Origin of the sequence: Streptomyces sp. NBC_01092, from assembly GCF_045039535.1 — a bacterium.
GTDB lineage: Bacteria > Actinomycetota > Actinomycetes > Streptomycetales > Streptomycetaceae > Streptomyces.
Genome location: NZ_CP108659.1, coordinates 1,285,291 through 1,297,713 on the forward strand (window position 1 = coordinate 1,285,291; position 12,423 = coordinate 1,297,713).

At 72.3% G+C, this 12,423-nt stretch carries 14 protein-coding genes; 8 read left to right on the forward strand and 6 right to left on the reverse strand.

Annotated features, from left to right (window positions below; translation table 11 throughout):
- Positions 1-161: 161 nt before the first annotated feature.
- Positions 162-992: a DeoR/GlpR family DNA-binding transcription regulator gene (locus OG254_RS05515; RefSeq protein WP_405577796.1), complete on the forward strand. Its 831-nt coding sequence runs from the start codon at positions 162-164 to the stop codon at positions 990-992.
- 60 nt (positions 993-1,052) lie between these two features.
- A complete protein-coding gene (locus OG254_RS05520; RefSeq protein WP_405577798.1) occupies positions 1,053-1,520 on the forward strand; it encodes an SRPBCC family protein in 468 nt (155 codons plus the stop codon).
- Between the two features lie 130 nt (positions 1,521-1,650).
- On the opposite strand, the gene OG254_RS05525 is transcribed toward OG254_RS05520, so the two are convergent.
- Positions 1,651-2,775: a PLP-dependent cysteine synthase family protein gene (locus OG254_RS05525; RefSeq protein ID WP_405577800.1), complete on the reverse strand. Its 1,125-nt coding sequence runs from the start codon at positions 2,773-2,775 to the stop codon at positions 1,651-1,653.
- A 340-nt stretch (positions 2,776-3,115) separates the two neighbouring features.
- Here OG254_RS05525 and OG254_RS05530 point away from each other — a divergent pair, with 340 nt between their 5' ends.
- Positions 3,116-3,439, forward strand: a complete 324-nt coding sequence (locus tag OG254_RS05530; protein WP_351184959.1) for a hypothetical protein — start codon at positions 3,116-3,118, stop codon at positions 3,437-3,439.
- Positions 3,440-3,623: 184 nt separating this feature from the next.
- A complete protein-coding gene (locus tag OG254_RS05535) occupies positions 3,624-4,175 on the forward strand; it encodes an ATP-binding protein (protein WP_405577802.1) in 552 nt (183 codons plus the stop codon).
- A 91-nt stretch (positions 4,176-4,266) separates the two neighbouring features.
- Here OG254_RS05535 and OG254_RS05540 read toward each other — a convergent pair whose 3' ends face one another.
- From OG254_RS05540 to OG254_RS05550, 3 genes are read right to left on the reverse strand one after another with little or no spacing between them, the layout of a single operon-like run.
- Positions 4,267-6,828 (reverse strand): ABC transporter permease, encoded by a 2,562-nt coding sequence (locus OG254_RS05540; protein WP_405577804.1) that lies wholly within the window; start codon positions 6,826-6,828, stop codon positions 4,267-4,269.
- Positions 6,825-7,583 carry an ABC transporter ATP-binding protein gene (locus tag OG254_RS05545; protein ID WP_351184950.1) on the reverse strand — a complete coding sequence of 253 codons (759 nt, stop codon included), beginning with the start codon at positions 7,581-7,583 and terminating at the stop codon, positions 6,825-6,827. The genes OG254_RS05540 and OG254_RS05545 overlap by 4 nt, the downstream gene beginning before the upstream one ends.
- Positions 7,580-7,864 (reverse strand): SHOCT domain-containing protein, encoded by a 285-nt coding sequence (locus tag OG254_RS05550; protein ID WP_147997640.1) that lies wholly within the window; start codon positions 7,862-7,864, stop codon positions 7,580-7,582. Before OG254_RS05550 ends, OG254_RS05545 begins: the two co-directional genes overlap by 4 nt.
- Before the next feature lie 193 nt (positions 7,865-8,057).
- Between OG254_RS05550 and OG254_RS05555 the strand changes: the two genes are divergently transcribed.
- Genes OG254_RS05555 through OG254_RS05565 form a run of 3 tightly spaced genes read left to right on the forward strand, consistent with a single transcriptional unit; the run spans position 8,058 to position 10,167 of the window.
- Positions 8,058-8,648, forward strand: coding sequence for a TetR/AcrR family transcriptional regulator (locus OG254_RS05555; protein WP_405577807.1), 591 nt, complete (start codon positions 8,058-8,060; stop codon positions 8,646-8,648).
- Between the two features lie 29 nt (positions 8,649-8,677).
- The gene (locus OG254_RS05560; protein WP_405577809.1) at positions 8,678-9,262 is read left to right on the forward strand and encodes a DUF4865 family protein; all 585 of its coding nucleotides are present in this window, start codon (positions 8,678-8,680) and stop codon (positions 9,260-9,262) included.
- Positions 9,259-10,167, forward strand: a complete 909-nt coding sequence (locus OG254_RS05565; RefSeq protein WP_405577811.1) for a phosphotriesterase — start codon at positions 9,259-9,261, stop codon at positions 10,165-10,167. The genes OG254_RS05560 and OG254_RS05565 overlap by 4 nt, the downstream gene beginning before the upstream one ends.
- Before the next feature lie 106 nt (positions 10,168-10,273).
- Here the strand turns inward: OG254_RS05565 and OG254_RS05570 are convergent, their stop codons facing one another.
- Positions 10,274-10,723, reverse strand: a complete 450-nt coding sequence (locus OG254_RS05570; RefSeq protein WP_351184937.1) for an RpiB/LacA/LacB family sugar-phosphate isomerase — start codon at positions 10,721-10,723, stop codon at positions 10,274-10,276.
- A 94-nt stretch (positions 10,724-10,817) separates the two neighbouring features.
- Between OG254_RS05570 and OG254_RS05575 the strand changes: the two genes are divergently transcribed.
- Positions 10,818-11,153 carry a YybH family protein gene (locus tag OG254_RS05575; protein ID WP_405577813.1) on the forward strand — a complete coding sequence of 112 codons (336 nt, stop codon included), beginning with the start codon at positions 10,818-10,820 and terminating at the stop codon, positions 11,151-11,153.
- Here the strand turns inward: OG254_RS05575 and OG254_RS05580 are convergent.
- Positions 11,150-12,388, reverse strand: coding sequence for an ROK family protein (locus OG254_RS05580; protein WP_405577815.1), 1,239 nt, complete (start codon positions 12,386-12,388; stop codon positions 11,150-11,152). The two genes, OG254_RS05575 and OG254_RS05580, sit on opposite strands and share 4 nt — an antisense overlap.
- Positions 12,389-12,423 lie beyond the last annotated feature (35 nt).

Consider the following 12,423-nt stretch of genomic DNA (forward strand, 5'->3'; position numbering starts at 1 on the left):
GATGCCGAAGTGACATGCGCGCGTCGTGACGGCCAGTGGCGCGACCTGTACCCCTCCGTGCGAGGATGGGTCGTCCCGCGCACCGGAAGGGGCGAGAATGTCCTTGTCGGAGGGGGTGCGCAGGGATGTCTGACGGCAGCGGCGAAAGGACCGGAGCGTACGTGAGCGAGAATCAGAACCTCCTCGCGGAGCAGCGGCGCGCCCTGATCCTGGACGAGGTACGGCGCCGCGGCGGGGTCCGCGTCAACGAGCTGACCCGCAAGCTCGGCGTGTCGGACATGACGGTGCGCCGCGATCTCGACGCGCTCGCCCGGCAGGGTGTGCTGGAGAAGGTGCACGGCGGCGCGGTACCGGTGGTCGAGGCGAGCACGCACGAGCCGGGCTTCGAGGCCAAGTCGGGTCTGGAGCTGACAGCCAAGGAGGACATCGCGCGGGCGGCGGCCGAGTTGGTGGCGCCGGGCAGCGCGATCGCGCTGTCGGGCGGTACGACGACGTTCGCGCTGGCGCACCAGCTGGTCGACGTTCCCGACCTCACCGTGGTCACCAACTCGGTGCGGGTGGCCGACGTCTTCCACGCCGCGCAGCGCACGACGGGCCCCCGGCAGGGCGCGGCCACGGTCGTGCTGACCGGCGGGGTGCGCACGCCGTCCGACTCGCTGGTGGGCCCGGTGGCCGACCAGGCGATCGCGGCGCTCCACTTCGACGTGCTGTTCCTCGGTGTGCACGGGATATCGATCGAGGCCGGCCTGTCCACGCCGAACCTCGCGGAGGCCGAGACCAACCGGCGCCTGGTGCAGTCGGCGCGGCGGGTCGTGGTGATCGCCGACCACACCAAGTGGGGTGTGGTGGGCCTGAGTTCGTTCGCGGCGCTGGAGCAGGTCGACACCCTGGTGACGGACGCCGGGCTGGAGTCCGAGGCGCGCTCGGAGATCTCGGAGCATCTGCGGCGGCTGATGGTGGCCGGTGAGCCCGATGAGGGTGCAGACATCTGACGGGGTGCCAGCTAGGGTGGCGCTGCCCGGTGCAGCCTCGCCCACAGGGGGTTCTCGTCCATGGCTCATCTGCTGCGTGAGGTGGGGCTCGACTTCGTCGGGACCGCGCCCGTACGGCACGTCTTCGCACGGGAGATATCCGCTCCCCCCGAGACGGTGTTCCACGCGCTCGCCGAGGATGTGCCGGGCTGGCCCGAGTGGTTCGCGGCGGTGACGCTGGCCCGCCCGCTGGACGACGGAGCCCGGCGCGAGGTGCGTCTCAAGGGCGGCACACGCTTCGAGGAGACGATACTCGCGGCGAAGAGCCCCGACGTGTACGCCTATCGCGTCGACCTCACCAACGCGCCGGGGGCGCGGGCCATGGTCGAGGAGTGGCGGCTGGCCCCGGCGGGGACCGGCACGCGTGTGCAGTGGACGTTCGCCGTGGACGGCACGGCACCCTTCCGGTTCGCGTGCGGTCTCGCGAAGGCCGGTCTCGGGCGGACGTTCCGGGGCGCGGTGGGGGCGCTGGACCGGCGGCTGACGTGACGCTCCGCCTGGCGGGCCGCGACTGACGGTCGGTCGTCTGCGGGTCCGTCGTGGCTGGTGGCGCCCGCGCGGCGGAGCCGCAAATCCATACGGCCCCGCGCCCCTCAGGGCGTTGCCACTCAGGCTTCGGTCACTCGGGCCAGACGCCCGTCTGCAGTAGCTGCTCGATGGCCGTCGAGTACGGCGCGATGTCCAAGCCCTGCTCGGTCAGCCAGGCGTCGGAGTAGTACTTGTCGAGGTAGCGGTCGCCCGGGTCGCACAGCAGCGTCACCACGCTCCCGCGTCGTCCCTCGGCCACCATCTCGGCGACGATCTTCAGCGAGCTCCACAGCCCGGTGCCGGTGGAGCCGCCCGCCTTGCGCCCGATGGCCTGCTCCAGGGCGCGCACGGCGGCCACGCTCGCCGCGTCCGGCACCTTCATCATCCGGTCGACGGCGCCGGGTACGAAGCTGGGTTCCATGCGGGGACGGCCGATGCCCTCGATGCGGGAGCCGCAGTCGCAGGTGACGTCCGGATCGCCGGTGGTCCACCCCTCGAAGAAGCAGGAGTTCTCCGGGTCGGCGACACAGATGCGGGTGTCGTACTGCATGTAGTGGACGTACCGGGCGAGGGTCGCGGAGGTGCCGCCGGTGCCGGCGGTGGCGACGATCCACGCGGGCTCGGGGAACCGTTCCAGCTTCAGCTGGCGGAAGATGGACTCGGCGATGTTGTTGTTGCCGCGCCAGTCCGTGGCCCGTTCGGCGTAGGTGAACTGGTCCATGTAGTGGCCGCCGGTCTCCACCGCGAGGCGGGCAGACTCCTCGTACATCTTCCGCGAGTCGTCCACGAAGTGGCACTGTCCGCCGTGGAACTCGATGAGGCGGCACTTCTCGGCGCTTGTCGTGCGCGGCATGACCGCGATGAAGGGCACGCCGATCAGCTTCGCGAAGTACGCCTCGGAGACGGCCGTCGAGCCGCTGGACGCCTCGATCACCGGGCGGTCCGGCCGGATCCAGCCATTGCACAGGCCGTAGAGGAACAGCGAACGGGCGAGCCGGTGTTTGAGGCTTCCCGTCGGGTGGGTCGACTCGTCCTTGAGGTACAGGTCGATGCCCCACTGCTCCGGCAGCGGGAAGCGCAACAGGTGCGTGTCGGCCGAACGGTTGGCGTCGGCCTGCACCTTGCGCACGGCTTCTTTCAGCCAGACGCGGTAGCCCGCGTCGCTGTGGTCGACGTCGAGGGTCACGCCGGACGGGGTCTGTTGGACGGTGCTCACGGCGGTGCTCCTCGGGCTGTGCGGCAGGGGCGAATCGCGCTGCCGTCGCTTCGAGCATAAACATCTTCCGCACGCTTCTCACCTGCATAAACACACCTTTGAGAGCCTCAAAGACATCCCTGGACCGATGGCTCACCGGACCCTCGGGGGCGCATTCGTGCGAGTGCTCCGAGCACCCCGGCCAGGGGTGACACGCGTACTGGTGCTCGACGCGGTACGCGGGCAGACTGCACCGGACGGGACAGCGATCCCGGACGGGGGGCACACTGGATCACGACCAGAGCCGGCCACGGCCCACGCAGGACGGACCGGCACACCGACACGCGCTAAGGGGCGGGGCATGGCTGAGCCGGAGTTCAGGGCCACGGGCGTGCGGATCGGGAAGCGGCTGCGCTCCCTGACCCGGGCCGGACAGGTGCGGATAAGCGACGGCAGGCTGCAACTGCTCACCAGCTACGGCAGCGAGATCGACAGCGCGCCGGTGCAGGCGGTACGGGCGTCCAAGCCCTGGTTCGCCCCGGACGACCGGGCGCTCGCGGACCTCAACGGCAACCGTTACTCCCTGACGCTGGGCGAGCACGATCCCGCACCGGGGGAACCCGGTCCACCCGCGGCGCGCCGGTTCATCGAGGCCGTACGGAAGGCCGCGGGGCGTAAGGGCTGAGTCACCGCGAGTTGCGGTACGGCACCCCCTGCGTCACGCTGGTCTCACGTCACTCTGGGTTTACCGGCGACAACGCTGCGAACCAGCCCGCCGGCCACTACAGCAGGCGGCCGTTTCCTTCAAGCACCCTGCTGGATCCGTACTCCGTGTTCTTCCGGACCTCTTCAGTCGGGGAGTCGCAGCCGTGATCAGCTACCCAAGCAGGCACTGCACGGTGGAGCTCCAAGCCCTGCCGTCGCGGATCGGCCAGGTCCGCAGAATCGTCTCAGCGCAATTGCGCTACTGGCATCTGGATCCCTTGATCGACCGCGCCGCGCTCGGTGTGACCGAGCTGTTGACCAACGTCCACCAGCACGCCCGGCCCGACAAGACGTGCACCGTGGAGATCGAGCTGCTGCTCGACCGGCTCACGGTCTCGGTGCGCGACTCCGATCCCCGTCTGCCGGTCGTGGCGGACGCCGAGGGCACCGACGCGCTCGCCACTTGTGGGCGCGGGCTGGCGATGGTGGCCGCGGTCAGCGAGAGCTGGGGTGTGCGCCCGGACGAGTCGGGCAAGGTCGTGTGGTTCACGCTGCCCGCGCCCGTGGCGGGTGTGCGGGCCGGGGCGGCGCAGCCGCCGCAGCGCAAGACGACCGTGCCGGTGGAGCAGCCCGCGCGGCGGTTCGCCGAGGTCGGCCGGCGCGTCGACCTCAGCAGGCCCGAACACGCTCCCGCCCGGTCGGCCGTTGTCGGCTGACCGGGCGGTGAGGGGGCTTCGGTCGGTGGGCACGCGCCGATGACCGTCGGCGGGCCGCCGGCCCCGAGGCCTGCGGCCCACTCTGCGCGAGTCACTCCGTGGCGATGGCCCGCAGTACGTCCAGGCGTGCCGCGCGACGCGCCGGGCGCAGGCCCGCCAGGGCTCCCGCCATGAGGCCGACCAGGGCCACCACCGCGAGTTGCAGGGGTGGCATCGCGAAGGCGAAGGCGCTGTCGCTCGCGCCGTCGGAGGCCTCGACCAGGACCCAGCCGAGGAAGGCGCCGAGGGCGAGACCGCCGACCGTGCCGAAGGCCGCGACCAGGACCGACTCCCAGCGGACCATGGCACGCAGCTGGGACCGGGTCTGGCCCACGGCCCGCAGCAGGCCCAGTTCGCGGGTGCGCTCGTGGATCGCCAGCGTCAGGGTGTTGGCGATACCCAGCAGCGCGATGAGCACCGCGAGGGCGAGCAGCGCGTAGACGAGGGTGAGCATCATGTCGATGCCGCCGGCCGAGGACTGCGCGTACTCGTCGCGGGTCTGCACGTCGGGGTTGCCGTACTGGGCCGCGACCTTCTCGACCGCCGCCTTGCCGGTGTCCGTGCCGACGCCGTCCTTGAAGGAGACCGCGACCAGCGTGTCGGCGTCCTGGGTGCGGTGCGGTGCCCAGGCGTCGCGGGTGATGACGTAGTCCCCGGCGAGTTCGGACTGGCCGTAGAGCGCGCGGACCGTGAACGTCTGCGTACGGCCGTCGGTGAAGGTGAGGCGGGCCTTGTCACCGGTCGTGAGGTGCTGCTTGTCGGCTTCCTTCTCGGTGATGGCTATGCCGTCGGTGCCGAGACCGCGCAGGGAGCCGTGGACGGTGCCGAGGTCGAAGGTGCGCTCCAGGGCGACCGGGTCGGTGACCGTCAGCGCGCGTCCCTCGCCGTCGACTTCGGCGACTCCGCGGCCGAGGCCGACGGCCGTGTCCACCTCGGGCAGCCGCTGGACCGCGTCGGCGAGCCGCGGGCTCAGGCCACTGCCGCCCGCGCCGAACGACGGGGTGCTGACGGCCACGTCGCCCGCGAAGGAGCGGGACACGGTCTGGTCCATGGTCGCCTTCAGCGAGGCGCCGAACACCGTGAACAGGGACACCACGGCCACGCCGATCATCAGGGCGCTCGCGGTGGCGGCCGTACGCTTCGGGCTGCGCAGGGCGTTGCGCCGGGCGAGGCCGCCGGTGACGCCGCGCAGCCGGTCCAGCGGGCCGCCGAGGAACCGTACGGCCGTCGTGGAGGCGACCGGGCCGAGGACCACGAAGGCGACCAGGGCGAGGACAGCGCCGGTACCCGCCAGCCAGATCGACGGGGACACCAGGACGCCCATGAGCGTGATGCCGACCGCGAGGGCGATGAGCCCCAGGCCGGTGACGGCCCTCAGCCGGGAGGCGCCGGAGGTGTCGACGGCCGTCTCGCGCAGGGCGGCCAGTGGTGCGGTGCGCCCGGCGCGTACGGCGGGCAGCAGGGCGGAGCCGAGGCAGACCACGATGCCGACCGCGAGCGGCAGCGCCATGGAGAGGGCGCTGATCACCAAGTCGCCCTCGGGGAAGGGGAATCCGATCGCCGGGAACAGCGCCTGGAGCCCGGCGGCGATGCCGACGCCGCCCGCGAGTCCGGCCGCCGACGCGGTGACGGCCACGGCACTCGCCTCGACGAGGGTCGACGCGGTGACCTGGCGGCGTGAGGCGCCCAGGGCCCGCAACAGGGCGTTCTCGCGGGTGCGTTGGGCGACGACGATCGCGAAGGTGTTGTGGATGGAGAAGGTCGCGACCAGCAGGGCGACGCCGGAGAACACCAGCAGGAAGGTGGTGAAGACGGTCAGGAACTGGCTGGAGATCATGTCGGTGTTCTCCTGGGCCGACTCCTGGCCGGTGATGGCCTCGACTCCCTTGGGGAGCACGGGAGTGAGCGCGTCGACCAGCTCCTGCTGGCTGACCCCGGGTCCGGCCCGCACCTGGATGCTCGTCGCCTCGCCCGGCTTGGCCGTGAGGTACTTCTCGGCGTCGGCCCGGGTCATGCCGGTGAAGGTCACCTGGGCCATGCCGTCCTCGCCGCCGAAGGTCGCGAGGCCGACGACGGTCACCTTGACCGGGTCCGGTGTACGCAGGGTCGTGGTGTCGCCGATGCTGAGGTCGCCGCGCTCGGCGGTGCCGCGGTCGATGACGACCTCGCCTGAACTGCGGGGGGCGTGGCCTTCGGCGAGCTGGTAGGCGTTGAGCTCCGGGTCGGTGATCCAGTTGCCGGCGAGGGTGGGCGGGCCCTGGCCGCCGATGGGGTCGCCGTTCTTGCCGACGAGTTGGCCTGCGCCCTGGATGTTGGGCGCAGCGGCCGCGACGCCGGGGACCTTCTCGATGGTGCTCACGAGGTCGCTGTCGACCGGTTCGCGCACGCCCTCGCTCTCGCCGGGCGTGGTGATGGCATCGGCGCTGCGGACGACGGCGTCGGTGCCGCCGGTCGCGTTGCCGAACATGGTGTCGAAGCTGGCGCGCAGGGTGTCACCCATGACGAGGGTCCCGGCGAGGAAGGCCACGCCGAGGAACACCGCGAGGAACGTCCCGGCGAAGCGTCGCTTGTGGGCACGCAGGGAGGTCGCGCTCAGGCGGACGGACGCGTTCATGACGGCACCTCGAAGGCTTTCATGCGGTCCAGGACCTTGTCGGCGGTCGGGGACTCCATGCGGTCGACCAGGCGCCCGTCGGCGAGGAACACCACCTCGTCGGCGTGGGCGGCGGCCACCGGGTCGTGGGTGACCATGACGACCGTGCGGGCGGTCTGGCGCACCGTGCGGCCGAGCAGGCCGAGGACCTCCCCGCCGGAGCGGGAGTCGAGGTTGCCGGTCGGCTCGTCGGCGAAGACGACGTCCGGCCGGCCGGCGAAGGCCCGGGCGACGGCGACTCGTTGCTGCTGGCCGCCGGAGAGTTCGGAGGGGCGGTGGTGGAGCCGGTCGCGCAGTCCGACGACGTCGATCAGTGCGTCGACCCACTCCCGGTCGCCCTTGCCGCCCGCGAGGTCGAGCGGCAGCGTGATGTTCTCGGCGACGGTCAGCGTCGGCACCAGGTTGAACGACTGGAAGACGAAGCCCACGCGGTCCCGGCGCAGGAGGGTGAGGCGGCGGTCGTCGAGGCTGCTCAGCTCGGTGTCGCCGATGTGGGCAGTGCCCGAGGTGAGCGTGTCGAGGCCGGCCGCGCAGTGCATCAGCGTGGACTTGCCGGAGCCCGAGGGCCCCATGATCGCGGTGAAGCGGCCGACCGGGAAGTCGACGCTCACCCCGTCCAGGGCCCTCACGCTGGTGTCGCCGCTGCCGTACACCTTCACGGCGTCGACGACGCGGGCGGCCGTCGGTGTGATCGTCATGGCCGTCGTGGTCGTCATGCCGCACCGCCCTTGCCCTTGGGGCCGAACTGCTCGTCCAGGACGGACAGCCGGCGCCAGTACTCGTCCTCGTCGATCTCGCCGGAGGCGAAGCGGTGGCCGAGCACGGTGATGGGCGAGTTGTCGTCGGCGGCGGGTGCCCGCCAGGGGCCACGGCGTCCGCGCCACACCGTGCGGCGCAGCAGCGTGATGCCGCCGATCACGACGGCCGCCCAGATCAGCGGGAAGAGGAGGATCCACGGGCCGGGGCCGCCGTCTGCGAAATGTGCCAGGGTCTGCATCTCGAGTCATCTCCCGAGTCGGTTCGGTCGGGTCGTTCGGTGATGTCTCGAGACTCGCTCCGGCAGGGGGTCCGGGTCGTCGTACGGCCAGCGGCAGTGTGTGTACCTCACGGGGAGTACGGCGGGCCGGTTCGGCTGCTCCGGAGGCGCTCGTGCGGGCTCGGAACCCGGCTCGACTTCTGTAACTACTAGTATGTACAGTGAGGACATGAGCACCTCGGACCGGCTGATCGAGTCCACCCGCGAGCTGCTGTGGGAGCGCGGTTATGTGGGCACCAGCCCCAAGGCCATCCTGGAGCGCGCGGGGGCCGGGCAGGGCAGCATGTACCACCACTTCAAGGGCAAGCCCGATCTCGCACTGGCCGCGATCCGGCGGACCGCCGAGGAGATGCGGGCTACCGCCGCGGGAGTACTCGACAGGCCGGGCACACCGTACGAACGCATCGAGGCGTACCTGCGGCGGGAGCGCGATGTGCTGCGCGGCTGTCCGGTCGGGCGGCTGACGATGGACCCGGACGTGATCGCCAGCGACGAGCTGCGGGCGCCCGTCGACGAGACGCTGGACTGGCTGCGGGAGCGGCTCGCCGGGATCGTCGAGGAGGGCAAGGAGCAGGGCCTGTTCGCGGCCGGGCTCGACGCCGAGTCGATCGCGGCGACGATCGTCGCGACCGTCCAGGGCGGCTACGTCCTCGCCCGCGCGTCCGGTTCACCCGCCGCCTTCGACGCGGGCGTGCGCGGACTGCTCTCATTGCTCGCGCCACGGGACGACGCCCCCACCACTTGACGGCGTTCAGGCCCGAGAAGGGACGTGGCATGCACGCCATGCAGTACGAGTTCACCCTGCCCGCCGACTACGACATGGGCATCATCCGCTCCCGTGTCGCCCGCGTCGGGCATCTGCTGGACGACTGGGACGGGCTCGGCGTCAAGACGTATCTGCTGCGCGAGCACGGCGTACAGGGGTCGCCCGTCAACCAGTACGGACCCTTCTACCTCTGGAACACCATGGAGGGCATGAACGCCTTCCTGTGGGGAGGCGCCTTCCAGGGACCCGTGAACGACTTCGGGCGGCCGCGGGTGCGGCAGTGGACCGGGCTCGCATACGAGGAGGGCGGCGCCGCGGGCTCCCCCGCCACGTCGGCCGTGCGTCGGCGTCAACCGGTGCCGGACGGTGTGGAGTTGGCCGCGTTCATGGCCCAGTCCGTGGACGAGACGGTGCGGCTGGCGGCGCAGGACGGCGCCGTGCTGGCGGCCGCCGTCGTCGACACGCACGCGTGGGAGGTCGTCCACTTCTCGCTCTGGGAGCAGGACACACCCCAGGCCGAGGGCGTCGTGTACCAGGTGCTGCATCTGTCGGGGCCCGGCCGGGGCGCGCTGCCGCGGGGCCGACAGTGGTGAGTGCGGTCCGTACGGTCCTCGGGGACGTGCGGCCCGGGGAACTCGGCGTGTGCGACGCGCACGACCACCTCTTCCTGTGCAGCCCGCAACTGCCCGGCCAGGAGCTCAACGACGCTTCCGCCGCGCGGGCCGAGCTGGAGGCGTTCCGCGCGGCGGGCGGTTCGGCCGTCGTGCAGTGGACTCCGTACGGCATGGGGCGCAGGGCGGCCGACCTGCCCTCGCTGTCCCGGGCCGCCGGGGTGCATCTGGTCTGTGCGACGGGACTGCATCAAGCGGCGCACTACTCCCCGAGGTTGCTCGACGAACTTCGCGGGAAGCTCGCCGAGGTCTTCGTCTCCGAACTGACCGTGGGTATCGGGACTTCGGGAGTCCGCGCCGGGATCATCAAGGTCGCCGGCGGCTTCCACGGCCTCGACGCGCACGCCCGCTGGACGATGACCGCCGCGGCCGAGGCCCACCACGCGACGGACGCGCCCGTCGCCGCGCACCTGGAGATGGGGACCGGCGCGCTCGACGTACTGGACCTGCTGTGCGGCGAGTTGGGCGTCCCGCCGCACCGGGTGATCCTCGGCCATCTCAACCGCTCCCCCGATCTCGCGGTCCACCGCCAGGCCGCCGAGTCGGGCTGCTGGCTCGCCTTCGACGGGCCCTCGCGCGCTCATCACGCCACCGACTGGCGCATGCCGGACGCGGTAGGGGCGCTGGCCGAGGCCGGGTTCGGGCACCGGCTGCTGCTGGGTGGGGACACCGTCACCGCCGGGGCGCGGTCGGTCGACGGCGGTCCCGGAATGCCGTATCTGCTGCGCCGGGTGCGGCCACGGCTGGCGCTCGCGCTGGGCGAGGAGCTGGCGGAGCGCGTCCTCACCGACAACCCCGGCCGGGCCTTCGCCGCCGAGTGGCACTGATGCGCCCGCGGTGTCGAGCGCCCTCGGCCCCGACCAGCGTCACCGGCTGTACGAAGACCTCGGGGTGCCGTAGGCGCGGGTGGTCTGACGGCCGGGAAGCATTGCCCTAGGCCCGGCCGAGGTCCAGTCGGTCGACGCGCGCCACGTTCTCCCGGTCCTCGGCGTCCGCGCTGGCCTCCGCCGCGAACCAGGCGTCGAGGATCTCCTTGAGCAGCGGCTCGGACGTCAGCCGCAGGCCGAGGGCGAGCACATTGGCGTCGTTCCAGCGGCGGGCACCGTTGGCCGTGTAGGCGTCCGTGCACAGGGCGGCCCGTACGCCCGGCACCTTGTTCGCGGCGATCGAGGCGCCCGTGCCGGTCCAGCAGCACACGATCGCCTGGTCCGCCGTACCGGCGGCGACCTCGCGGGCGGCCGCCTCGGAGCAGGCGGCCCACTGCGGGTCGGCGCCGGGGCTGAGCGCGCCGTACGTCACCACCTCGTGGCCCCGCTCGCGCAGTTGGGTGACGAGCGCGCGCGCCACCGGTTTGTCCATGTCCGAGGAAACGGAGATCCGCATGTCACGAGCCTACTCGGCGAGCTCGTGCAGGAGCGGGTCCGGGTGGGCGTCTGTAGGGTCGGAGCAGGGGTGCGGGCCGGGAAGGAATGGCGTAATGGATCCCACCGACGTCGTCCACCGCTTCAACGCCGCGATCAACGACCGGGACCTCGACGGCCTGGCGTCGTTGATGTCGGACGACCACACGTTCGTCGACTCCGACGGCGGCACCGTGCGCGGGAAGCGGGCGTGTCTGGACGCCTGGCGGGGGTTCTTCGCGGCCTTCCCGGACTATCGCAACACGTTCACCGAGCTGACCGTGCGAGGCGACGTCGTGGTGGTGACCGGATACTCCGACTGCTCGCTGCCGGAGCTGGCCGGGCCCGCGCTGTGGACCGCCCGTGTCACGGGTCCGCTGGTCCGCGAGTGGCGGGTCACGGAAACCCGCTAGGTCAGCGCCCCCAGCGGATCGTCCAGGACCGGCTGCCAGGCCAACTCGGCCGCGCCGACCAGGCTGTTGTGGTCGAGGGTGCACGCGAGGATCGGGACGCCGCCGCTCTGGCCCCACAGGCTGCGGTCGGCGACGACGGCGCGCAGGCGTTCGGGGTCGGCGTCCAGGAGGGTGCGGTGCAGGCCGCCGAGGATGATGCGGTCCGGGTTGAGGATGTTGACCAGGCCCGCGAGGCCCAGCCCGAGGCGGTCGATGAGGGCCTCGGTCGCGGTGCGGACCGTCAGGTCGTCGTAGTGGTTGCGGATCAGGTCGTTGGCCTGCTGGAGCAAGGAGACCTCGGGTCCCGGCTCCCGCCCCGCCGCCGTGAGGAAGGCGAGCGGGTCGGCCTCGACGTCCAGACAGCCGCGGCTGCCGCAGTGGCAGGGTCTGCCCTCGGGGTTCACCGTGAGGTGGCCGACCTCCAGGGCCAGGCCCGAACTGCCGGTGTGCAGACGGCCGTCCAGCACGAGTGCCCCGCCGACGCCCCGGTGCCCGGTGGCCACGCACAGCAGGTCCCGGGCGCCGCGCCCCGCGCCGTGCCGGTGCTCGGCGAGCGCGGCGAGGTTGACGTCGTTGCCGGTGAACGCCGGTCCGGTGATCCCGGTCTCGCGCACGCACTCCGTGAAGATGCGGCGCACCGGAGCACCCACGGGCCACGCCAGGTGCAGGGGGTTCAGCGCGAGACCGTCCGGCTCGGCGACGGCGGACGGGACGGCGAGTCCGGCGCCGACGCAGCGCCGTCCGGTCGTGTGCAGCAGGTCGGCGCCCGCTTCGACGACCGAGCCGAGCACCTTGGCCGGGTCGGCGTCCACGGTCTCGCAGCCGGGCGCGGTGGCGACGATACGGCCGCCGAGGCCGACCAGCGCCGCCCGGAACCCGTCGGCGTGGACCTGCGCGGCGAGGACGACGGGCCCGTCCTCGGCGACCGACAGCCGGTGCGAGGGCCGCCCCTGCGAACCGGCCGCCGCGCCGGGCCGGGCGTCGACCCGGATCAGCCCGAGCGCCTCCAGCTCGGCCGCGACCGCGCCGGCCGTGGCCCGGGTCACCCCGAGCTCGGCGGTGAGGACGGCCCGCGTGGGCGCGCGTCCGGTGTGCACGAGCTCCAACGCGGGCCCGAGCGCACCGCGCCCCCGGTCCAAGCGCGTCCTCGAGGTGGTCCCTTCCCCCGCCGGCCGGGGGTCCGCCTTGCCGCTCATGAGGGCGAGTCTCCCATGATCCGCGAATTCGGCGG